Consider the following 21,705-nt stretch of genomic DNA (forward strand, 5'->3'; position numbering starts at 1 on the left):
GCGACGTCGTCGGTCTTCTTGGCGACCTCCTTGACGAGCTCGGCACCGATCTTCTCGTACGGGTCCTCGAGCTCGATCTCCTTGGCGATGCTGACACCGTCATTGGTGATCGTGGGGGCGCCCCACTTCTTCTCGAGCACGACGTTGCGGCCCTTGGGGCCGAGGGTGACCTTGACGGCGTCGGCGAGGATGTTCATCCCACGCTCGAGTCCGCGGCGGGCCTCAGTGTTGAACTGAATGAGTTTGGGCATGTTCTTCGCGAGTCCTCCCGCGCGCCGGCGGCGGACCGCCGGCTAGATTGGCTGGTTGTCTGCGCCCCACGACGGTGCCCGCGACGGACGACCTCCGAAGAGGTCTCACACGTGTGTGAGGTGGCACTCACGCGAGGAGAGTGCTAACCAATGTTTAGCACTCTCACCTGGTGAGTGCAAACATCCGGCCTGCCGGTCCCGGCCCATCGACCCGTCACGACAGGAGGCCGTCGCCGAAGCGGAAGAGGGGCCCGTCGGTGTCGAAGGGCACATCGCTGCGGCTGGCCTCGACCGCGGCCATCGAGGACGGCAGGTCGAAGGGCAGCCGGCCGCGGGCCTGGGCCGCTCCCAGCAGCACGTCGACCAGGGCATCGTCACTGGCTCCGAAGTCCACCTGCAGGACGGCCGCGGCCCCGGCCAGCTCCGTCAGGACCGCCGGTCGGTCGAGGTAGACCTGCAGCACGGTCGGCACCGCCGCACAGATGGCGACGAGCCGCGTCAGCTCCTCGGCCGGGAAGGCCAGCGAGCCGGCGTGGAAGAAGGACTCGAACTTTCCGGGTCGCGGCTCGAACGGCGCGGCCAGCCGCAGCACGGCCAGGTCCGCCTGGGCCGGGTCGTCCACCGGCGTGCCCAGCCGGGCCGCGGCGACTGGCCCCAGTCCCTCGACGTAGACCCGCTGTCCGGGCGCCAGCGGGAGGGACGCCGGACCCGCAACCACCTGGGTCAGCCGGGTGATCGCCGCCCGCTGGGCTGCCGCGCCCTCCGCGACGAAGTCGGCCCGTCCGACCGTCGCGGCGGCCCGTTCCACGTCCACGAACGGTGCGTCGAACAGGCCCAGCACGAACTTCTCGCGCAGCAGCCGGCGGACCGAGACGTCGACCCGCTCCTCACTCACCCGTCCGGCCCCGACCAGCTGGACGACCAGCTCCGGCGAGCTCTCGCCGCCGAACTGGTCGACCCCGGCGTCGATCGCCAGCTGCACCCGTTCGGCCGGGGTGAGGTGCTCCACGCCCCAGGCACGGGCCGGCATCGGCTCGCCGGCGAAGGTGGAGTCGTTGACCAGGCCCCAGTCGGTGCACACGATGCCGTCGAAACCGAGCTCCTCACGGAGCAGTCCGGCGACCACGTCGGCGTTGAAGCCGAAGCCGACCTCCGGCCAGTCCGTCCCGACGGGCATCCCGTAGTACGGCATCACCTGGGACGTGCCGGCTGCCAGGGCCGCGCGGAACGGAGCGAGGTGGTAGTCCTGCCGACCGCCGGGGTAGACCTGCTCCCGCCCGTACGCGAAGTGCGGGTCCTCCCCGTCGCGCTGCGGACCGCCGCCCGGGAAGTGCTTGGTCATGGTGGCGACCGAGTCGGGGCCGAGCGACTCGCCCTGGAAACCGCGTACGTACGCCACGACCAGGGCCGAGGTCAGCTCGGCGTCCTCCCCGAAGGTCATCCCGATCCGCACCCACCGCGGCTCGGTCGCCAGGTCGATCTGGGGGTGCAGCGCCACCCGGAAGCCACTCGCCACGTACTCGGCGCGGGCGATGTCGGCGAACCGCCGTACCAGGTCGGGATCGCGCAGGGCGGCGAAGCCGAGCGACTCGGGCCACTCCGAGAAGGCCCCGGCCCGGGCGGCGGTGCCCGGGTTGGAGCTGAACGCGTGCCGCGGGTCGGTCGACAGGCTGACCGGGATCCCGAGCGGGGTGGCCCGCGCCGCCTCCTGCAGCCGGTTGTGCCACTCCGCCAGCTCGCGGACGCTGGCCGGCGAACCGAGCAGGTTGAAGTGGTTCATCCGCAGCTCCTGCACCGCAGCCACCGTGGCCGGCCGGCCGATCATGTTCACCGGCCCGGCCAGGCCGCCGCCCTCACCGATCACCACCATGTCGTGGAACATCAGCCCGGCCTTGTCGACCAGAGTCATCCGGGCCAGCAGGTCGGCCACGCGACGGTCGACGGGCAGCCTCGCGTCGCGGTAGGGCTGGTCAGGGGTGTCGGTGTCCATGGGTCTCCCGTCGGCTGGGCTACCGATCCTGCCGTACGCCGGCACCGGTGCGCCGACGGGACCGGGGCCCGCCCAGGCGGCAGACTGACGGCGACCTCCCCGCGCTGGTGAGGCTCGGGTTTGGTCGGGGCGGGTCGCGTCGGGGCGAGGAGGACGGATGGGCCAGGTCGCGCCGCGGCTGCTGCTGGTGGAGGACGACCCCGTGATCGGTGAAGCCACCCAGCTGAACCTCGAGCGGCACGGCTACGCGGTCGTCTGGAGCACCGACGGCCTGGACGCCTGGGACCGCTGGCGCGCCGACGGACCGTTCGACGTCGTGCTCAGCGACCTGATGCTGCCGGGGATCGACGGCGTGACGCTGTGCCGCCGCCTCCGCGAGGTGGCCACCACCCCGTTCGTCCTCGTCTCCGCGCGCACGGACGCGATCGACGTCGTGCTGGGGCTGGAGGCCGGTGCCGACGACTACGTGGTCAAGCCGTTCGACGTGCAGGTGCTGCTGGCCCGGCTGCGCAGCGTGGCCCGACGGGCGGAGCGGCCGGTCGTGACCGCGCCTGATGCCCCGGCAGCCTCGACGATCGAGCGGTTCGGCGACCTCGAGCTCGACCGGGACGCCCTGGAGCTGCGGCGCGACGGCCGCCCGGTGACCCTGACCCGGACCGAGATGCGGCTGTTCCTCGAGCTGGCCGACGCCGCCGGGATGGTGCTGAGCCGGACGACGCTGCTGCAACGGGTGTGGGACTACGGCGAGTGGGCCGAGGACCAGCACCTGGTGAACGTGCACGTGCAGCGGCTGCGAGTCAAGATCGGCGCCGACCGGATCGAGACGGTGCGCGGCTTCGGTTACAAGCTGCGGCGGTGAGCGGGCCGTGACCCGACGGCAGTCGCGGCGCAGCGGCCTCCGGCTTCGGATCGCCGCCACGATCGCTGGGCTGGTGGTCGTCACGGTGGCCGTGCTCGGCGTCGGTGTCCACCTGCTGGTGGTGGAGAACCGGGTGCGGCAGGCGCGGGCCGCGGCCGACGAGCGCCTCCAGGCCGCCCTGCAGATCCGTGCGGCCACCGGACTGCTCAGCTTCGACGCGCGCGTGAACGACCCGTCCGTCCCGGCGGAGCTGCGGTCGGCCGTCGCGCGGGACGGCGCCCGCGCCACCCTCGTGAGCGGCGGCAGCACCCGCCGGATCTGGGCCGCCGGCCGGGCTGGTGATGAGGTCCTCAGCACCGTGACGACGTTCCAGCCGGCGGACGAGGGCGTCCAGGACGTCGACCGCGCCCTGCTGCTGGCCGGGCTGGCCGCCGTGCTGCTCGCCACGGGGGCCGGCGCCCTGTCGGCCAACCGACTGTCGCGTCGCCTTCGGCTGGCGGCGCGGACCGCCCGGACGGTCGCCGACAGCACCGAGCCCACCTCCCGCCCCGCCGGTGACGCCGTCCCCTCGCTCCGCTCGGCCGTCGGTACCGGCCAGGACGAGGTGGGTGACCTCGCGGACGCCGTCGACGCCATGGCGGCCCGGCTGGGCGAGCGGTTGCGGGTCGAGCAGCGCTTCACCGCCGACGTCGCCCACGACCTGCGGACCCCGGTGACCGGTCTGATCGCCGCCGCCGCGCTGCTGGACGACTCGCGCCCGGCCGTGCTCGTCCGCGACCGGGCGGTGGCGCTGTCGACGCTGGTGGAGGAGCTGCTCGAGGTGGCCCGGCTCGACAGCGGCGTGGAGACCGCCGAGCTGGAGCACGTCCGGCTGCCCGAGGTGGTGACCCGCGCCCTCCAGCGGGGCGTGGCCAAGGGCGAGTACACCGCCACCGACGTGACCCTGCAGGTCCGCGGCGCTCCGGTCACGGTGCTCACCGACCCGCGTCGGCTGGAGCGCGTGCTGTCCAACCTCGTCCGGAACGCCCGCCAGCACGGCGCGCCACCGGTGGTGGTGCAGGTCGAGGGACCGCAGCTGGTGGTCCGCGACCACGGTCCTGGCTTCGAGGCCCGGCTGCTGGAGGTGGGGCCGGAGCGCTTCCTCTCGACCCGCCCCGGCCGGGGCGGCGGACACGGGCTGGGCCTGGTGATCGCGGCCGGACAGGCGGTGGTGCTGGGTGCCCCGTTGCGGCTCGGCAACGCCGAGGACGGGGGCGCGCAGGTGGTCCTGCGGCTGCCGGACGGCGGGCCACCCCGGTTCACTGCCACCTCGACCGGCATCGGGCCCGGGACTGGGACGTAGCCGTGACCTCGTGGTGCTGCGACGGAGACGTCGACCTCCTACCGTCAAGACCATGAGCACCCACCGCGTGGTCGTCCGCCGAGCCGCCCCGCTCCTCGCCGCCGGGCTCGCCTGCGGCGCCCTCGTCCTGACCGGCTGCGACAACGGTCTGCAGACCAGCGCGACGGGAGCCGAGGCCACCGCAGCCGCGCCCAGCACCTCGCCCTCGCCGAAGCCGACGGCGGCGACCTCGACCCCGACCTCGACCAGCTCGAAGCCGCCGACAGCCGCCACCACCCCGACCTCGGGCGGCTCGAGCGCGGCGTCACGCTCGGCCGCCCGCTGCACCGTCACGGACCTCTCGGTGGGCGTCCGGGCCGCCGCGGGCGGAGCGGCGGCCGGCAGCAACTACGTCCTGCTCACCTACCGCAACACCGGCGCCGACACGTGCGTGCTGACCGGGTTCCCGGGGGTCTCCTTCGTGGGCCACGGCGACGGCACCCAGCTGGGCGACCCCGCGGTCCGCAACCACGCGAACAGCGCGAGCCCCGTCCGGTTGGTCGCGGGCGCCACCGCCACGTCGCTGCTGCAGATCGCCAACGCCGGCAACTACAGCGCCACCGACTGCGCACCGACCACCGCCGACGGGTTCCGCGTCTACCCACCGGGGTCACGGGCGTCGGTCTTCGTCCGCTTCCCGGCCTCCGCGTGCCAGCGCAGCACCGCCGGCAGCCCCCAGCTGTCCGTCTCCCCGGTCGGGACGTCGGGCTGAGCGTGCCTGGCCGGACGACCCGCCGCAGATCCCGCCCGCCGCAGATCTCGCCCGCCGCAGATCCCGATAGTCGGGGAATGTAGGGGCTCGCTGGGAGGTTGGCCTCGGCATGGTGCAGTCGACGAGTACCCCGACCATCAGCCGGGCCGACGTCGGGCTGCGCTCGGCTCGCGGCCCGATCCTGCTGGCGGTGATGCTGTCGGTCGGTCTGGTGGCCATCGACTCCACCATCCTCGCCACCGCGGTCCCCGCGATCGTCAACGACCTCGGCGGCTTCGCGCAGTTCCCGTGGCTGTTCTCGATCTACCTGCTGGCCCAGGCCGTGACCGTGCCGATCTTCGCCAAGTTCACCGACCTGGTGGGCCGCAAGCCCGTGATGCTGCTGGGCATCGGGCTCTTCGTGCTGGGCTCGGTGCTGTCCGGGTTCGCCTGGTCGATGCCGGCGCTGATCGTCTTCCGGGCGATCCAGGGCTTCGGCGCGGGCGCCGTGCAACCGACCGCGATGACCATCATCGGCGATATCTACTCCCTGGCCGAGCGCGCCAAGGTGCAGGGCTACGTCGCCAGCGTGTGGGCGATCTCCTCGGTGGTCGGTCCCACCCTCGGCGGCGTCTTCGTCGACTTCGTGGACTGGCGCTTCATCTTCTTCGTCAACGTGCCGCTCGGTGCCGTCGCGGCCTGGGTGCTGGCGCGCCGCTTCTCCGAGCAGGTCGAGCGCGCCCCGCACCGCGTCGACTACCCCGGCGCGGGCCTGCTGGCGATCGGCACGTCCCTCGTCGTGCTGGGACTGCTCGAGGGCGGGGTCATCTGGTCCTGGCTCTCGGCGCCGTCGGTGGCCGTGCTGCTCGGCGGTGTCGTCGCGCTGGTCGCCTTCGCCTTCGTGGAGCGGCGGGCGAGCGAGCCGGTCATCCCGCCGTGGGTCTTCCGCAGCCGGCTGCTGAACACCACGAACGTGACCAGCCTGTCGGTCGGCGTGGTGCTGATCGGGCTGACCTCCTACATCCCGCTCTACGTGCAGGGCGTGCTCCACACCAACGCGCTGGTCGCTGGCTTCGCGCTCGCGGCCCTGACCCTCGGGTGGCCCATCGCGGCGTCGCAGGCCGGCCGGATCTACCTGAAGTACGGCTTCCGCACCACGGCGTTGCTGGGCACCACCATCGTGCTGATCGGCATGGGTCTGCTGCTGCTGCTGGCCCCGTCGACCTCGGTCTGGCAGGTGGCCGGCACCTGCTTCGTGGTCGGCCTCGGCATGGGCCTGGTGGCCAGCCCGACCCTGATCGCGGCCCAGTCCGCCGCGGAGTGGAACGTCCGCGGCGTGGTCACCGGGACCAACATGTTCGCCCGCTCGATGGGCAGCGCGGTCGGCATCGCGGTGTTCGGCGCCATCGCCAACGCCGCCCTCGCCAGCCGCAGCGGGGGCAAGGTCTCCGCGACCGCCAGCGCCATCCCGGCCGACGTGCTGCACCCGGCCCTGCACGAGGTCTTCCTCGGCGCGGCCGCCGTGGCCGTGCTGATGCTGCTGGCCGTCACCTTGATGCCCCGTCGCGGGGTGCCCCAGGACACGACCGCCGGTTCCGCTACCGCCGAGTAGCTGGCCGGTACCGCTGACAGAGCTCAGAGGGGATCCGGCAGCTCGTCCAGCCGCTGCATGCTCATCCCGGCGTAGCTGATCCGGTCGGGCCGGTCGGGGTCGCGCTCCACCGGTTCCCCGACCGAGCCGAAGCCCGGGCCCGACTCGATCCGCAGCCGGTCCGGTCCGTCGTCGACCAGCACGTCGGCGCCGTCCAGGGGCGTCCACGAGGTCGGGCTGAGCGCGCGTAGCCGGCCGCCGACCGCGGCCAGGTCGATCACGTGCCACAGGTTCGCGTAGCGGCCGGTCCAGGAGAGGGCGGCTTCCGCGACCGGCACGGCGTCCGGATCGGGCACGGCCCCGGCGAGCAGCTGGGCGACCCCGAGCGCCAGCGGGGTGGCCGGACCGTCGATCGCGTTGGTCAGCACCGACACCACCAGGCCGGTCGTCGGGTCGAGCAGCGTCTTGGTGATGTGTCCGGGGTAGCCGCCCGAGTGGCCGACGAGGGTCTGGTCGTCGACCCGTTCGGTGACCATGCCCCAGCCGTAGCCGACACCCTCGGGCTTGGCCGGGTCGGTGACGTTGGCCAGCCGCTGCTGCAGCCGCTTGCTGCGGTCGGTGAGCAGCCGGTCGTCGCCGAGGGCGTGCGCACCGAAGTAGGTCACCAGGTCCGTCGCCGTCGAGGTGAAGCCGGTCGCCGCGGCCATCGCCCCGGTCGGGACGTGGCCCAGCACCTCCCGCCGGGTCGCACTGGACAGGCCGGAGTGGCCGGCGGCGTAGTCGCCCGCGCGCTCCGTCAGGTAGTCCGCGTCGGTGTCGTCCAGCCCGAGCGGCGCGAGGATCTGGTGGCGGGCCGCGGCGGCGAACGTCTCACCCGTCACCGCCTCGATCACCAGGCCGAGCAGGGAGTAGCCGAGGTTGCTGTACGCAAACCGCTCCCCCGGCTCGGTCTTGAGCCCGCCCGCCACGGTCATCTCGAGCAGCGCGTCGGCGTCGGGGAACGGTCGGGCGAAGCACCAGTGGTCGGCGTCGCGGCCGTCCCGCAGCACGCCCCCAGTGTGCTCGAGCAGCTCGCGGAGCCGGACGCCGGCCAGCGGCCCGTCGGCGAGGGCGGCCAGGTGCTGCCCGACCGGATCGTCGAGGCCCAGCCGTCCCTGCTCCGCCAGCTGCAGCACCAGGGTCGCGGTGAAGGTCTTGGAGTGGGACGCGATCCGGAACAGGTGGTCGGTACGCATCGGCGTCCGCGCGTCCAGGTCGGCGTAGCCGTAGGCGCGGGAGAAGAACGGGCGCCCGCCGACGCCGACCGCCACCTGGGCGCCCGGCGTCCGGGAGTGCCACACCCGGTACGCGACCCAGCGGTCGATCGCGTCGAGGGTGGCGTCGTCCGGGATCGCGTAGTCGGTCACGGACGCCAGTCAACCAGCCGGCGCACCGGCTACGGCTGCGGCTTGGGTGAGAACTCGGCTACCAGTGGCACGACGTCGGCGATGGAGTCGACCACCCGCGTCGGTCGGTAGGGGAAGCGGCTCACGTCGGCCGCGCGGGTGGACCCGGTGAGCACCAGCACGGTCCGGAGCCCCGCCTCGATCCCGGCGATGACGTCGGTGTCCATCCGGTCGCCGACCATGGCGGTCGACTCCGAGTGCGCCTCGATCACGTTGAGGGCCGACCGCATCATCAGCGGGTTGGGCTTGCCCACGAAGTAGGGCGAGACCCCGGTCGCCCGGGTGATCAGCGCGGCCACGGAGCCGGTCGCCGGCAGGGACCCCTCCGCCGACGGGCCGGTGGCGTCCGGGTTGGTGGCGATGAAGCGGGCACCCTGCTCGATCAGCCGGATGGCGCGGGTGATGCCCTCGAAGGAGTAGGTGCGGGTCTCGCCCAGCACCACGTAGTCGGGGTCGCGGTCGGTCAGCACGAAGCCGATGTCGTGCAGCGCCGACGTCACGCCCGCCTCACCGATCACGTAGGCCGACCCGCCGGCGCTCTGCTCGGCCAGGAACTGTGCCGTGGCCAGCGCCGACGTCCAGATCGCCTGCTCGGGCACGTCGATGCCGCTGCCCAGCAGCCGGGCCCGCAGGTCCCGGGCGGTGTAGATCGAGTTGTTGGTCAGGACCAGGAACGGACGCCCGTGCTGCTGCAGCGCGGCGATGAACTCCGCACCTCCGGGGAGCGCCTGCTCCTCGTGCACCAGCACGCCGTCCATGTCGGTGAGCCAGCAGGCGACGGGCTTGGCCTCGGTCATGGGTCCAGACTCCCAGCCGCCCGTCGCGTCCGGACGGCGGGTTGACCGCTGTTCCTATCCTGAACGTGATGAGACTTCCCTGGGTGGCCGTTCCGATGGCGATGCTGACCGTGCTCGCCGGCGCGGTCGGTTGCGGCGCAGCAACGGAGTCCTCGCCCGATCCGACGGTCACTTCGTCAGCAACGTTCAGCGCGAGCAGCGCCTCCCCCTCGGGACTACCCACGGCTCAGACTGCGGGTAGTGACGGGCTGACGGTGCGCTACCGCGACGATGCGGGCGCCATCAAGACCGTCCGGGTGGAGGACTTCCCGCACTGACCGGCGCCAGATCCAGGTGATCCATGTCGTGGCGGACATGGCTCGGGGCCCGATCGGCCTTTCCGCCCGGCCACGCCCGGACCGCAGCCTTGAGGGGTAGCGGCGCCGTCGACGTCCCCTCACCGGGACCGGCTCCGCAGAGGAGTGTCATGGTCCTTCACCACCCCCGCAGCCCCTTGGCCCGGAACCCGCTCACCCGCAACCCCCGATCGATCCTGCGCTGGACCCACCTGGTCGTCGGTTCCCTGCTGGCGACCTACGTCTACCTGCCCGTCGGCTCGGCCGACTGGCTGCGCTGGACCCTGATGCTGGTCGGCATCCCGACCGTCAGCGTCACGGGGGTCTGGATGTGGAAGCAGGCCCTGGTGCGGCGCTGGTTCGCCCGCAGGCGAGGCGCCCGCAGCGCGACGTCCGTGCCGGCCGGTTCCTGACGCCGGCGGGGTCGACCATGTACCACCTGATCGTCCGCCGCCAGATCCGGCGGGCCTTTGCCGCCCTCTCCCGCGGTGACGCCGACGCACTGCTCGCCCAGATGGGCCCGGACGTCCACCACCGCTTCCCCGGAGAGCACGCGCTCGGCGGTGAGCGCAGCACCTCCGAGGACGTGGCCCGCTGGCTCGAGCGGCTCTTCCGCCTCTTCCCCGGCCTGACCTTCCGGATCGACGCCCTGGCCGTCTCCGGGCCGCCCTGGGACACCGTCATCGGCGCCGAGTGGACCAACAGCGGCACCCTGCTGGACGGCTCGGGCTACCACAACCGGGGCGCCCACATCCTGCGGCTCCGCTGGGGCAAGCTGACCTCGTTCCACGCCTACCTGGACGACGGCGAGGAGTCGGACGCCGCCCTCGTCCGGCTGGCGGACGCTGGCCTGGCCGAGGCCGCGGCCCCTCCCATCACCAGCAGCTGAGGGACCGGCGGCTCAGTCGAGCACCGAGGAGAGCCGTCGCGCCGCAGCCGCGAGGTCGGGCAGCAAGGGGTTGGGGTCACCGGTGCGCCAGGCCAGCGCGATCGTCGTCGGACCGAGGTCGCTCACCGGAACGGCCGCGATGCCGTAGTCGCGCAGCGCGTCCCCGACCGCCCCGACCAGGTTCAGCCCGAACGCCTGTCCGGCCGCGACCCGTTGCAGGTAGTCCTGGTTCTCCGCGATGGCCCACCGCCGGGCCGGCAACCTGCGGCCCGGCATGTCGGCGGCCGCCCAGTGGTCCTGCCAGACCTGGTCGTCCGACGGCGGGACCGCCCACAGCAGGTCCAGGGCGTCAAGGTCGGCCAGCGTCACGGTCTGCTGCCGGGCGAGGGGGTGGGTGTCGGCGATGATCACGACCCGTCGCTCCCGGAGCAGGGGCAGGTACGACAGCCCCGACGTGGCGAGCGGCGGGTTGACGATCGCGGCGTCGACCAGCCCGGCCGCCAGACCCCCCGAAGGGTCGGTGAAGTCGGTGCGGACCAGGTCGACCGTCGCGTCCGCGTCGGCCTCGAAGCTGCGGACGAGCCGCGCCATCAGCTGGTCCCGGAACGGCACCAACCACCCCAGGCGCAGACGCGTCGGCCGCGACACCCCGAGACTGCGGACCTCGGCCAGCACCGACTCCTCCCGGGCCAGCAGCTCCCGAGCACCGACCTGCAGCCGGGCTCCTGCCGGCGTGAGCTCGACCCGACGGCTCGTCCGGACGAACAGGGCCACTCCGAGGGTGTGCTCGAGACGACGGATCTGCCGCGACAGCGCCGGTTGGTCCAGGCGCAGCTGCGCGGCGGCGCGGGTGAAGTTCAGCTCGTCGGCCACCGCCAGGAAGTACCGCAGCTGGCGCAGCTCCACGTCCTGGGGCACACCCCCAGCCAACACCTTTCTGGCCTCCCGCGCCGCTCTCCGAGCACCCAGGGCTGCCAGACTTCGCAGGTGATCGACGAGCTGCGCGGGCGTCCGGCGCTGGTCGTGCTGGCGGGGGCCGCCGGGTCGGGCAAGTCGACCTGGGCGGCCGCCCGGTTCCGCGCCGTCGAGGTCGTGTCCGCGGACGCGCTGCGGGCCGTGGTCGGTTCCGGTCCGGCCGACCTCGAGGCCTCGGCTGAGGCGTTCGTCCTGCTCGACCAGATCGTGACCGCCCGCCTCGGCCGCGGGCTGACCGCGGTGATCGACACCCTCGGCCTGGACCCGGTGCGCCGGCAGCGCTACCTCAGCGCCGCGCGAGCCGCCGGGATGCCGGCCGCGCTGGTGGTGCTGGACACGCCGGCCGCGCTCTGCCGCAGCCGGAACCGGGCTCGCGACCGACCCGTCCCGGCCTCGGCGCTGACCGAGCAGCTGCGGCGGGTGCGCACGCTGCTGGCAGGAGTCGAGGACGAGGGCTGGGACGTCGTGCAGGTCGAACGCCAGACGGAGTCGCCCGTGGACGCGCCGTCACCAGCCGCCGCACCGGTCGAGGGGCGGCGCAGGGAAGGCCCGCAGGTGATGCTGCAGCTGTCCCGTTTTCCCTGGGGCGCCGACCCGACGGCCTGGCTCCGGGAGATGGCCCTCGCCGCCGAGTCGCTCGGCTTCGCCGGGCTGGCCCTGATGGACCACCTGATCCAGATCCCGCAGGTCGACCGGGCCTGGGAGCCGATCCCGGAGCCGTGGGTCAGCCTCGGCTGGCTGGCTGCCCTGGACACCCGGCTGCAGCTCGGCACCCTGGTCAGCCCGGTGACCTTCCGCGCGCCCGGCGTGCTGGCCAAGGCGGTCGCGACGCTCGACGTGCTCAGCGGCGGCCGCGCCTTCTGCGGGCTGGGCGCCGGCTGGTGGCGTCAGGAGCACCAGGCGTACGGGCTGGACTTCCCGCCCGCCGGCCAACGGCTGGACGAGCTGCAGACCTGCATCGAGACGATGCGCGCGCTCTGGGCGCCCGGCACCAAAGCCCATTCCGGCCCGTACGCCACCCTGCCCGAGACCACCTGCTACCCCCGGCCGGTACACCCGGTGCCCATCCTCGTCGGCGGCTCCGGCGAGCGGCGGACGCTGCGGATCGTGGCCGAACAGGCCGACGGCTGCAACCTACCTTCGGCGGAGCCGGAGCTCGCGCGGCTGATCGGGGTGCTGCACGCGCACTGTGACGCGGTCGGCCGGGACCCGGCGACGGTGAGGATCACCGTGCTGGACGTGGCCGTGCTCGGCCGGGACCGCGACGACGTGGCCGCCCGGGTCGAACGGGGCCGCGGCCGCACCCCCGCCCCGGCCTACGCCGAGCGGCACCACGCGGGCCTGGCCCAGGACCACGCCGAGCGTTACCGCCGGCTGGCCGGGCTGGGTGTCGACACCGTCTTCCTCGCGCTACCGGACCTGCGCGACGCCGATGACCTGGCCCGCTGCGCTCCCCTGCTCGACGCCCTGGGCTGAGCAGAGGCGTGTGAACGGGGTGTTTCAGGCGCGGATGCGGTCGGAGGCCGTCCAGCACCGGACGGCATACTGCTGGGGTGGCCGAGAACCCGACGTCCGAACAAGCCGCTGCGACCGAGCAGCCCACCCTGATCATCCTCTACGGCGGCACCGGTGACCTGGCGAAGCGGCTGGTGCTGCCCGCGTTCTGGGAGCTGTACAGCCGCGGCCTGTTGCCGAAGCGCTGGAAGCTGGTGGGCAACGGTCGTGGTGACGTCTCGCACGAGGACTTCCAGGGCCGTATCCACGCGGCGCTGTCGGAGTTCGCGACGACGCCGGACCCCGAGCACTGGAAGGGTTTTGCCGCGAACGTGCTGTTCGCCGGCGGCGGCTTCCGGCACGACAACCCGGGCACCCTGCTGGACGTGATCGCCCACGCCGAGGCCGATCTGGGGGCCGACCCCACGATCGTGCACTACCTGGCGATCCCGCCGTCGACGTTCGAGCAGACCACCCGGGCGATCAAGGCCCACGACCTGGCCAAGGGCTCCAAGGCGGTGTACGAGAAGCCTTTCGGGACGTCGCTGGCCAGCTTCCACGAGCTCGACGACCTGGTGCACTCGGTCTTCGAGGAGGAGCAGGTCTACCGGATCGACCACTTCCTGGGCAAGGAGGCCACCCAGAACCTGCACCTGGTGCGCTTCAGCAACCGGCTGTTCAACGACACCTGGAGCCGTGAGCACCTGGCCCAGGTGCAGATCGACGTGCCCGAGACCCTGGACATCGCCGACCGCGCCGGCTTCTACGACGAGACGGGCGCCGCCCTGGACATGCTGGTCACCCACCTGTTCCAGGTGGCGGCCGAGGTGGCCATGGAGCCGCCGATCAGCATGGCCGCCGAGGACCTGCAGGCGGCGCGCGAGTCGGTGATCGCCGCCTTCCGCCCGCTGGACCCGGCCGAGGTCGTGCTCGGCCAGTACCGCAGCTACCGCGAGACCGAGGGTGTGCCGGAGGACTCCGACACCGACACCTTCGTGGCGGCGCGGCTGTGGATCGACACCGACCGCTGGCAGGGCGTCCCGTTCCTGCTCCGCACCGGCAAGATGATGACCAGGAGCGCCCAGCGCGTGAGCCTGATCTTCCGTCCCACCGACGGCCCGGTGCACTCCTCCGGCAACAGCACCAACGCGCTGATCTTCGACCTCAAGGGCAACGGGGCCATCGAGATCCAGATGACGGTGAAGAAGCCCGGGCCCGAGCCGCTGCCCGCCGAGAGCTGCAGCACGCTGCACCTGGAGAACGTCTCCGAGGGCTCGATGACCGCCTACACGTCGCTGATCTACGACGTGTTCGCCGGCGACCGGTCGCTGTTCACCAGCTCGGCGGGGCTGGCGGCGGCCTTCGAGGCCTTCGCCCCGCTGCTCGGTGACGAACGACCCAAGGTCGAGCTCTACGACGACAGCAGCTGGGGCCCCCCGGCCGCCACCGCGCTCACCGACGACGTCGGGTGGCTGCTGGGCGGCTGAGCGGCTCCCGTGGGCCGGCTGAGATTTGGCTTCGGCCGCAACGGGTGGGTCATCATGGAGGGCCGGGCCGGGTGCGCGCACCCGTAGGGACCCGGGCCAAAGGAGATGCACCACCGTGGACCAGCCGCTGCTGGACGAACCGGTCGCCTCGCGTGCCGGCGGGCAGGCCGACGAGGCCGAGCGACTACTGGACCAGCTGCCCGACACCGTCACCCTGGCGGCCATCCAGGATGCGCGGGACCGTTTCGCGCCGTTCATGATGGAGTACAAGTTCGGGATCGACGAGATCATGACCAAGATCTCGATCCTCCGCGAAGAGTTTCTCCAGACCCACGCCTACAACCCCATCGAGCACGTGACCTCGCGCGTCAAGTCACCCGAGCGGCTGATGGACAAGATCCAGCGCAAGGGCTGCGAACCGACCTACGCCGCGATCCGCGAGGTGATCACCGACATCGCCGGGGTCCGGGTGGTCTGCAGCTTCGTCTCGGACACGTACCTGTTGTTCGACATGCTCACCAGCCAGTCCGACGTGACGGTGCTGCAGGTGAAGGACTACATCGCCCAGCCGAAGCCGAACGGGTACCAGAGCCTGCACGCGATCCTCGAGGTGCCCGTCTTCCTCTCCGACGGCCCCCGGCCCGTGGTGGTCGAGCTCCAGGTCCGGACCATCGCCATGGACTTCTGGGCCAGCCTGGAGCACAAGATCCACTACAAGTACCGCGACGAGGTCCCGCAGCGGCTGCTCGACCAGCTCACCGAGGCCGCGAACGCGGCGTGGACCCTGGACGCGACCATGGAGGCAGCTGCACCAGGAGGTCCGGGGCCTCGGCGGGCGGCCGACTTCGTCGGCCTGACGCCGCGGGTCACGGCAGCTGGTGCAGCGCCAGGGGCAGCACCGTCGTGGCGCCGGCGTCGGCCAGGAGGGAACCGGCCACCGTCACCGTCCAGCGGCTGCGGATCCGGTCGTCGACCAGCAGCACCGGCCCGTCGAAGCTCATCCCCGGCGTCGACGTGGTGGTCCGCAGCAGGTCTCCGGCGCGGACCGAGGACGCGGAGTCCTCCGCCGGTCGCGGCCCGCTGACGGCGAGAGCCTCGACCAGGGGCAGCCGACCGATCCGGGCCAGGTGCTCGGCGACCGAGCCGACCAGCTGGGGGTAGCTGCGGGAGGGCATGGCCACCACGGCGACCGGCCGTTGCCACGTTTTCGACCAGCGCTTCAGCACCTCGACCATCGCCTCGAGGACGTGCGCGGGGGCCGGGGCGTCGCGCTGCCACAGCCGGGCCAGCTCCTCGGCCCAGGCCGGGTCGTCGGCGAAGGCCAGCGCCCGTCCCTCGGCGAGATAGCCGATGCGACCCTTGCGGTCCGGCAGCCCGGACGGCCAGAGCTTGCGCGGTTCGACGATCACGTCCTGGCCGCGGAAGAAGCGCTGCGCCGCCACCACCACGTCGGCGCTGGGCGCGGCTCCCGGCGGGGGCAGCTGCCCGGTGCAGACCGAACAGCGCCCGCACGGCTGCGGGTCGGGGTCGTCGAGGGCCTGCTGCAGGAACCGCATCAGGCAGCCCTCGCCGTGGGCGTAGGAGCGCATCAGGTCCGCTTCCGCCGCCCGGACCCGACGCAGGGCCGCCCACTTCGCCTCGTCGAAGTACCAGGGGCTGCCGGTGGCCACCCAACCGCCGGCCTGCCGCTTCACGGCGTCGTCCACGGCGAGGATCTTGAGCGTGCTCTCCAGCCGACCGCGGCGGATGCCGGTGGCGGCCTCCAGCGCCGGCACCGACTGTGCCTCACCAGTCAGGACGTCGAGGATCCGCTCCACCTGGTGCTCGTCGGGGATGCCGGCGGTCGCGAAGTACTCCCAGATCCGCTCGTCCTGCTCGGCCGGGACCAGCACCGCCAGGGCGTCGTCCAGCGCCCGGCCGGCCCGGCCGACCTGCTGGTAGTAGGCGACGGGCGAGCCCGGTGAGCCGAGGTGCAGGCAGAAGGCGAGGTCGGGCTTGTCGTAGCCCATCCCCAGGGCGGAGGTGGCGACGAGAGCCTTGACCTGGTTGGCCCGGAGCCGGTCCTCCAGCTCTTCCCGGTTGGGGGTCTGGCCGGAGTACGCCGCCACGTCGTGGCTCTGCTCGGCGAGGAAGGCCGCCACCCGCTGGGTCTCCGCCACCGTCAGCACGTAGATGATCCCCGAGCCGGGCAGGGTGCGCAGCGCCTCGGCCACCCAGGCGTAGCGCTCGAGCACCGTCAGCTCCGGCACCACGGCCAGCCGCAGGGAGGCCCGGGCCAGCGAACCGCGCAGGGTCACGGTGTTCTCGCCCAGCTGGGCGGCGACGTCGGCGGTGACCCGCTCGTTCGCCGTCGCGGTGGTGGCGAGGACCGGCGTACCGGGAGCCAGGGCGAGCAGCGTCCTGGTGAGCCGCTGGTAGTCGGGTCGGAAGTCGAAGCCCCAGTCGGAGACGCAGTGCGCCTCGTCGATCACCAGCAGCCCGACCGAGGCGAGCAGGTCTGGCAGACCCGCCGCGAACGCCGGGTTCGACAGCCGTTCGGGTGAGATGAGCAGCACGTCCAGCGAGCCCTCGCGGATGTCGGTGAGCACCTGCGCCCACTGGTCGAGATTGGTCGAGTTGATGGTCGCCGCCCGCAGCCCCGCCTTCTCGGCGGCGGAGATCTGGTCCCGCATCAGGGCGAGCAGCGGCGAGACCACCAGCGTCGGCCCCGCGCCCTGCTGCCGCAGGGCCGCCGTGGCCGCCCAGTAGACGGCCGACTTGCCCCATCCCGTCGCCTGCACGACCAGCACGTGGCGGTGGTGGTCGACCAGCTCCTCGACGGCGGTGACCTGGTCGCGGCGCGGCTTCGCGTCCGGGCCGGCCATCGTGGCGATGGTGGCCGCGAGGACGTCGCGGGCGCTGCTGCGGGTCGCCGAGGTCATGGGCCCATCCTGCCCGCACCCGACGGCGGACGACGAACCCTCGTGGCTACCTGTGGACGACGGCGCGACACGGGAATTCTGTGGACAACCCGTCGACGAGCGCCGTCGCCCGGGTCGGGAGCGGGCTGGCTAGGGTGCCGCCATGGCCGTCCACTCTCTCAGCGTGATCGTCGACGACGTGCCCGCAGCCGCGGCCTTCCTGCAGGCCGTGATGGGCTGGCGCATCGTGGGTGAGGTTGACGATGGCTTCGCCGAGCTGGACACCGGCGACGCCTCCGTGATGCTCAGCGCGACCGGACCCGTGCCCATGCCGCAGGTGGGCGGGGTGATCCTGCACGACGTCGTCGAGGAGGTCGACGCCGCCGCGGCCCGGGCGACCGCCGCAGGTGGGGTCCTCCTGTACGGACCGGTTGACATGGACTTCGGGATGCGCTCGGCCCTCGTCCAGGGCCCGCACGGACTGGTGCTCGACCTGTGCCGCCCGGTCGATCCGCCACCTGGTCCTGGCGCCTGACCCGTTTCCTCTCGCCTCGCCGTACGCTTCTCGGGTGACGACCTCCCAGCTGTGACCGCGCTCCCCGCGTCCTTGCGCGCAGCCTCGCGTTTCCCAGGAGAGTCATGCCCACCTCTGGACCCACCGTGCGTCCCTACGACCCCACCGACGAGCAGGGCTGGCTACGCTGCCGACTGCTGTCGTTAGTCGACACCTGCTACTACGACGACGTCCACCTCACCAGGACGGTGTTCGACCGACCGTCGGTCCAGCTGGTCGCTGAGCTCGACGAACAGGTCGTCGGCCTCATCGACGTCGAGATCGACGAATCCGCCGCGACCATCAACTCGATTGCCGTCCACCCCGACCACCAGCGACGGGGGATCGCCTCGCGGCTGCTGGCCGCCGCCCTGCAGCAGCTGCGTCCCGACATCGTGAGCATCGACGCCTGGACGCGCGAGGACGCCGGCGCGCTGGCCTGGTACCGCAGCCAGAGGTTCGAGCAGCGGCACCAGTACCTGCACGTCTACCAGGGCTGGGACGAGCCGACCGAGGGCTTCGGCGTCCCCGCCCCGCTGTCCGGACCGGTGACCGCCTTCTGCCACGCGCCGCTGAGCGCTGAGGCCGAGCTGCGCGCCCGCTTCGCTCGCGTCTACGTCTGCACCCAGTTCCTTCGACCACTCGCGGGCGACTGAGCTACCGCGGTGACGGCGTCAACCGGCCCATCCAGTGCACGAAGCGGGTGGTCGGGCTGTCGTCCGGCCCGGACTCGACCACCGGCCCGAACGGGAAGCCGTCCCGCTCGGCCGGGATCGCCCGCTGCGCCGCGCGCAACGCGACGGCGGCAAGCTCCGGGGCAGCCTCACTCGGCTGGCCGGTGGCGGTGGCCAGGTCCCAGCCGTGGGCGACCAGCTCGGGCACGTAGCCGGTCAGGGCGATCGCGCCCGGCACCTCGCCCCAGGGCACGACGACGGACCGGCTGAGGCTCGACTCGTCCGACCAGGCCTGGCGGCCCACCTGGATGCGCTGCTCGAACCCGGCCGCCAGGTCGTCGGGTACCTGCACCCCGTCCCGGGTGACGCTCATCGCGTTGCCGCCCTGACCGACCACCGCGATCCGGTCCGCGACCATGAAGAGGTGGGCCACCAGCTCCCGTACGTCCCAGTCGCCGCAGGGTGTCGGCCGGTCGAGGTGCTCAGGCCGCACCCCTCCTATCAGGGCGAGCATCCAGTCCTGGGCCTGGAACAGGTCGGGGCGGTGGTCGGGCAGGTTCACGGGAGCCTCCTGGGTCGTGGTGTGGTCACGACCTAGCCTCGCGTGCCATACACGACACCATCTGTCAGGTATCCGTGGCAGGCTTCACCATATCCGCGCCGACCGACTGCTGCTGCTCACCGCGCTGCTCAAGCAGCACGGCCGGTTGAGTGCGCGCGAGCTGGCGCGGCGGCTCGAGGTCACCGAGCGCACCGTCCTGCGCGACGTCGAGGCACTGTCGGCGGCGGGCATCCCGGTCTACGCGGAGCGGGGCCGGAACGGCGGCTTCGCCCTGCTGCCGGGCTACAGCCCCGACGCGGCTGCGCTGACTCCGATCGAGGCCGAGGCCCTCTTCCTCGCAGGCGGCCATGCCGCGCTCGAACGGCTGGGACTGGCGGATCCGCTGGCGTCGGCGCTGCGCAAGCTCGCCACCAGCCTGCCGGCCGACCTGGACTCCGCGGTGGTGCGGACCTCCGAGCGGATCCTGATCGAGAGCACCGGCTTCGACCCCCCGGGCCCGGAGCTGGGCCACCTGGACCTCGTGCAGCGGGCAGTGTTCGACGACCTCCGGCTCCGGTTCCGCTACCAGCCCCGCCTGCCCAGCACCCCGGGCGTGCGGACCGTCGACCCGTACGGGCTCGTCGCGGCCGGGCCGACGTGGTACCTGGTCGCCGCCCACCGCGGCCGGCCTCGGACCTACCGGTTGTCGCGGATGAGCGAGGTGGCGGCCCTCAGCACCCCCGCGGTACGACCGGCGGACCTCGACCTCCGGTCCCTGTGGCGAGCGCTACGCGTGGCCTACTCCGACCGGCCGAGCGTGCCGCTGGCGATCCGGACCGAGCCTCGCTGGACGGAGATCCTGCTGTCCTCGCTCAGCAGCCAGCTGAGCGGTCTGGTGGACGTCACGCACGACGGCGGGACGGCTCTGGTCCGCGGCCGCATCTTCACCATCCGCGGCACAGCAGCGGTGCTGGCGGGCTTCGGTACCTTCATCGAGGTGCAGGAGCCGGCCGAGCTGCGCGACTCGTTGCGCGAGCTCGGCCGGGAGCTGTCCGAGCGCTACGCCGCCGCTCAGCCGCCCGCGACCGCCGGGATGATCGAGACCTTGGCGCCCTCAGGAACCGGAGCCTCGAGGCCGCCGACGAACCGCACGTCCTCATCGCCCACGTAGACGTTGACGAAGCGGCGCAGCTGGCCGGCGTCGTCCAGGATGCGGCCGCGGATGCCCTTGTGGTTGGCCTCCAGCGACTCCAGCAGCTCCGCGAGCGTGCCGCCATCGGCGACCACCTCACCGGCCCCGGCGGTGTAGGTGCGCAGGATCGTGGGGATGCGTACCTTTGCGCTCATCCGCGGTACTCCTTCCAGAAGTCGGTGAAAGCCTCGTAGCGAGGCGGGATGGTGGTCTTGGGGCCGACGTGGCCGCTGACCGCGTCGAGGGTCTTGAGCCCGTCGCCGGAGTTGATGATCACCGTCTCGGCACTGGGGTCGAGATGACCGTCGATGATCAACTTCTCGGTCACGCCCAGGGTCACCCCGCCCGCGGTCTCCCCGAAGACACCCTCGGTGCGGGCCAGTCGCTGGATGTTGCGGACCACGGTGTCGTCGTCGACGTCGGCGATCAGGCCGCCGGTGCGGCGCACCACGTCGAGCACGTACGGGCCGTCGGCCGGGTTGCCGATGGCCAGCGACTTGGCGATGGTGTCCGGCTTCACAGGCGGGACGAAGTCAAGATCATTCCGGTACGCCTGGGCGATCGGCGAGCAGCCGGTGGCCTGGGCCCCGAAGATCTTGTACGGCTTGTCCGCCACGAGTCCGAGCTTGATCAACTCGGTGAAGCCCTTGTCGATCTTGGTCAGCTGGGAGCCGGAGGCGACCGGGATCACGACCTGGTCGGGCAGCCGCCAGCCGAGCTGCTCGGCGATCTCGAAGGCCAGCGTCTTCGAGCCCTCGGAGTAGTAGGGGCGGACGTTCACGTTGACGAACGCCCAGCCCTCCTCCTCCGCGGCGATCTCGCTGGCCAGCTTGTTCACGTCGTCGTAGGTGCCCTGGACGGCCACGAGCGTGGTGTCGTAGACCGCTGAGGCGATGATCTTCTGCTGCTCGAGGTTCTCCGGCACGAACACGACCGAGCGGATGCCGGCCCGGGCGGCGGCAGCGGCGACGGCGTTGGCCAGGTTGCCCGTGGACGGGCAGGCCAGCACCTGCAGACCGAGCTCGCGGGCGGCCGAGAGAGCGACGGCGACGACGCGGTCCTTGAACGAGTGGGTCGGGTTGCCCGAGTCGTCCTTCACCCACAGCTGTCGCAGGCCGAGGTCGGCGGCGAGGTTGCCGGCGTCCAGCAGCCGGGTGTAGCCGGGGTCGGTGGAGCGGAAGCTCGCGATGTCGGTGGGGACCGGCAGCAGCGGGGCGTAGCGCCAGATGCTCTTGGGCCCGGCCTCGATCTGCGCGCGGGTGATGGCCGGGAAGTCGTAGCCCACCTCGAGCGGGCCGAAACACTCCAGACACGCGTAGAACGGACCCAGGGGGGACTTCTCGCCGCAAGCGCGGCAGACGAGGTGGGTGGCGTTGCCGAAGGCACCGGGCCGGACGCCGACGGGCGCCTCGAACGAGGTGGCGGCAGGGGTGGCGAGCGCAGTCATAGCCTGGCTTTCTTCATCTGTCCTGGCCGGCGTTCGACCAAGGCGGAGTTGGCACCGTTCCTGCCTCTTGCAGGCGGTTGCCGGGGAGTCAAAGGGCCGTTCCCTCATCCCCTCTGGATGACATAGTTAGCGTAGCGTCGGCCCGCCCGCGGAGGCGCATCGGCGTACCGGATGCTGGGAATCTCGTCCGCTCAGCGAGACGCTGAGCGCGCT

At 72.4% G+C, this 21,705-nt stretch carries 21 protein-coding genes, 1 pseudogene and 1 riboswitch; of the genes and pseudogenes, 13 read left to right on the plus strand and 9 right to left on the minus strand.

The window, feature by feature from the left end:
- Both ACFE7W_RS20365 and ACFE7W_RS20370 read right to left on the minus strand, forming a co-directional pair.
- On the minus strand, window positions 1-251 hold a 251-nt coding region (locus tag ACFE7W_RS20365), incomplete at its 3' end, for a TCP-1/cpn60 chaperonin family protein (protein ID WP_375426659.1).
- Between the two features lie 214 nt (window positions 252-465).
- Window positions 466-2,241: a glycoside hydrolase family 3 protein gene (locus tag ACFE7W_RS20370; RefSeq protein ID WP_375426660.1), complete on the minus strand. Its 1,776-nt coding sequence runs from the start codon at window positions 2,239-2,241 to the stop codon at window positions 466-468.
- 157 nt (window positions 2,242-2,398) lie between these two features.
- Between ACFE7W_RS20370 and ACFE7W_RS20375 the strand changes: the two genes are divergently transcribed.
- The 4 genes from ACFE7W_RS20375 to ACFE7W_RS20390 all read left to right on the plus strand — a co-directional run bounded on the left by ACFE7W_RS20375 (window position 2,399) and on the right by ACFE7W_RS20390 (window position 6,784).
- Window positions 2,399-3,100: a response regulator gene (locus ACFE7W_RS20375; protein ID WP_375426661.1), complete on the plus strand. Its 702-nt coding sequence runs from the start codon at window positions 2,399-2,401 to the stop codon at window positions 3,098-3,100.
- 7 nt (window positions 3,101-3,107) lie between these two features.
- Entirely contained in the window at window positions 3,108-4,442 is a 1,335-nt protein-coding gene (locus ACFE7W_RS20380) for an ATP-binding protein (RefSeq protein ID WP_375426662.1), read from the plus strand.
- 52 nt (window positions 4,443-4,494) lie between these two features.
- Window positions 4,495-5,193 carry a DUF4232 domain-containing protein gene (locus ACFE7W_RS20385; protein WP_375426663.1) on the plus strand — a complete coding sequence of 233 codons (699 nt, stop codon included), beginning with the start codon at window positions 4,495-4,497 and terminating at the stop codon, window positions 5,191-5,193.
- Between the two features lie 109 nt (window positions 5,194-5,302).
- Complete coding sequence (locus ACFE7W_RS20390) at window positions 5,303-6,784, plus strand: MDR family MFS transporter (RefSeq protein ID WP_375426664.1); 1,482 nt, start codon at window positions 5,303-5,305, stop codon at window positions 6,782-6,784.
- A gap of 23 nt (window positions 6,785-6,807) precedes the next feature.
- On the opposite strand, the gene ACFE7W_RS20395 is transcribed toward ACFE7W_RS20390, so the two are convergent.
- Both ACFE7W_RS20395 and ACFE7W_RS20400 read right to left on the minus strand, forming a co-directional pair.
- On the minus strand, window positions 6,808-8,169 hold the full coding sequence (locus ACFE7W_RS20395) for a serine hydrolase domain-containing protein (RefSeq protein ID WP_375426665.1): 1,362 nt from the start codon (window positions 8,167-8,169) through the stop codon (window positions 6,808-6,810).
- A 29-nt stretch (window positions 8,170-8,198) separates the two neighbouring features.
- On the minus strand, window positions 8,199-9,005 hold the full coding sequence (locus ACFE7W_RS20400; RefSeq protein WP_375426666.1) for an HAD-IIA family hydrolase: 807 nt from the start codon (window positions 9,003-9,005) through the stop codon (window positions 8,199-8,201).
- A 68-nt stretch (window positions 9,006-9,073) separates the two neighbouring features.
- On the opposite strand from ACFE7W_RS20400, the gene ACFE7W_RS20405 reads away from it, so the two are divergent.
- From ACFE7W_RS20405 to ACFE7W_RS20415, 3 genes are all read left to right on the plus strand, one after another.
- The gene (locus ACFE7W_RS20405) at window positions 9,074-9,322 is read left to right on the plus strand and encodes a hypothetical protein (RefSeq protein ID WP_375426667.1); all 249 of its coding nucleotides are present in this window, start codon (window positions 9,074-9,076) and stop codon (window positions 9,320-9,322) included.
- Window positions 9,323-9,471: 149 nt separating this feature from the next.
- On the plus strand, window positions 9,472-9,753 hold the full coding sequence (locus ACFE7W_RS20410; protein WP_375426668.1) for a hypothetical protein: 282 nt from the start codon (window positions 9,472-9,474) through the stop codon (window positions 9,751-9,753).
- 17 nt (window positions 9,754-9,770) lie between these two features.
- Window positions 9,771-10,229, plus strand: coding sequence for a nuclear transport factor 2 family protein (locus ACFE7W_RS20415; protein WP_375426669.1), 459 nt, complete (start codon window positions 9,771-9,773; stop codon window positions 10,227-10,229).
- Between the two features lie 12 nt (window positions 10,230-10,241).
- Here the strand turns inward: ACFE7W_RS20415 and ACFE7W_RS20420 are convergent, their stop codons facing one another.
- A complete protein-coding gene (locus ACFE7W_RS20420) occupies window positions 10,242-11,147 on the minus strand; it encodes a LysR family transcriptional regulator (protein WP_375426670.1) in 906 nt (301 codons plus the stop codon).
- A gap of 69 nt (window positions 11,148-11,216) precedes the next feature.
- On the opposite strand from ACFE7W_RS20420, the gene ACFE7W_RS20425 reads away from it, so the two are divergent.
- The 3 genes and pseudogenes from ACFE7W_RS20425 to ACFE7W_RS20435 all read left to right on the plus strand — a co-directional run.
- A complete protein-coding gene (locus ACFE7W_RS20425; RefSeq protein WP_375426671.1) occupies window positions 11,217-12,680 on the plus strand; it encodes an LLM class flavin-dependent oxidoreductase in 1,464 nt (487 codons plus the stop codon).
- A 77-nt stretch (window positions 12,681-12,757) separates the two neighbouring features.
- Complete coding sequence (locus ACFE7W_RS20430; RefSeq protein WP_375426672.1) at window positions 12,758-14,185, plus strand: hypothetical protein; 1,428 nt, start codon at window positions 12,758-12,760, stop codon at window positions 14,183-14,185.
- A 388-nt stretch (window positions 14,186-14,573) separates the two neighbouring features.
- Window positions 14,574-14,852: pseudogene (locus tag ACFE7W_RS20435) on the plus strand (GTP pyrophosphokinase family protein); the annotation flags it as partial.
- 199 nt (window positions 14,853-15,051) lie between these two features.
- Here ACFE7W_RS20435 and ACFE7W_RS20440 read toward each other — a convergent pair.
- The gene (locus tag ACFE7W_RS20440) at window positions 15,052-17,106 is read right to left on the minus strand and encodes a RecQ family ATP-dependent DNA helicase (RefSeq protein WP_375426673.1); all 2,055 of its coding nucleotides are present in this window, start codon (window positions 17,104-17,106) and stop codon (window positions 15,052-15,054) included.
- A 142-nt stretch (window positions 17,107-17,248) separates the two neighbouring features.
- On the opposite strand from ACFE7W_RS20440, the gene ACFE7W_RS20445 reads away from it, so the two are divergent.
- Both ACFE7W_RS20445 and ACFE7W_RS20450 read left to right on the plus strand, forming a co-directional pair.
- Complete coding sequence (locus ACFE7W_RS20445; RefSeq protein WP_375426674.1) at window positions 17,249-17,620, plus strand: VOC family protein; 372 nt, start codon at window positions 17,249-17,251, stop codon at window positions 17,618-17,620.
- Between the two features lie 104 nt (window positions 17,621-17,724).
- Entirely contained in the window at window positions 17,725-18,294 is a 570-nt protein-coding gene (locus ACFE7W_RS20450) for a GNAT family N-acetyltransferase (RefSeq protein ID WP_375426675.1), read from the plus strand.
- A gap of 1 nt (window position 18,295) precedes the next feature.
- On the opposite strand, the gene ACFE7W_RS20455 is transcribed toward ACFE7W_RS20450, so the two are convergent.
- Window positions 18,296-18,874, minus strand: a complete 579-nt coding sequence (locus tag ACFE7W_RS20455) for a TIGR03086 family metal-binding protein (RefSeq protein WP_375426676.1) — start codon at window positions 18,872-18,874, stop codon at window positions 18,296-18,298.
- 19 nt (window positions 18,875-18,893) lie between these two features.
- Between ACFE7W_RS20455 and ACFE7W_RS20460 the strand changes: the two genes are divergently transcribed.
- Window positions 18,894-20,024 carry a helix-turn-helix transcriptional regulator gene (locus ACFE7W_RS20460; protein WP_375426677.1) on the plus strand — a complete coding sequence of 377 codons (1,131 nt, stop codon included), beginning with the start codon at window positions 18,894-18,896 and terminating at the stop codon, window positions 20,022-20,024.
- Here ACFE7W_RS20460 and ACFE7W_RS20465 read toward each other — a convergent pair.
- Both ACFE7W_RS20465 and thrC read right to left on the minus strand, forming a co-directional pair.
- Window positions 19,925-20,200 (minus strand): MoaD/ThiS family protein, encoded by a 276-nt coding sequence (locus tag ACFE7W_RS20465; RefSeq protein WP_375426678.1) that lies wholly within the window; start codon window positions 20,198-20,200, stop codon window positions 19,925-19,927. The two genes, ACFE7W_RS20460 and ACFE7W_RS20465, sit on opposite strands and share 100 nt — an antisense overlap.
- Complete coding sequence (gene thrC, locus ACFE7W_RS20470) at window positions 20,197-21,492, minus strand: threonine synthase (RefSeq protein WP_375426679.1); 1,296 nt, start codon at window positions 21,490-21,492, stop codon at window positions 20,197-20,199. Before thrC ends, ACFE7W_RS20465 begins: the two co-directional genes overlap by 4 nt.
- 10 nt (window positions 21,493-21,502) lie before the next feature.
- A riboswitch (SAM riboswitch) is annotated at window positions 21,503-21,616 on the minus strand.
- Window positions 21,617-21,705 lie beyond the last annotated feature (89 nt).

It is taken from the genome of uncultured Friedmanniella sp. (genome assembly GCF_964244285.1).
Taxonomy (GTDB): domain Bacteria; phylum Actinomycetota; class Actinomycetes; order Propionibacteriales; family Propionibacteriaceae; genus Microlunatus.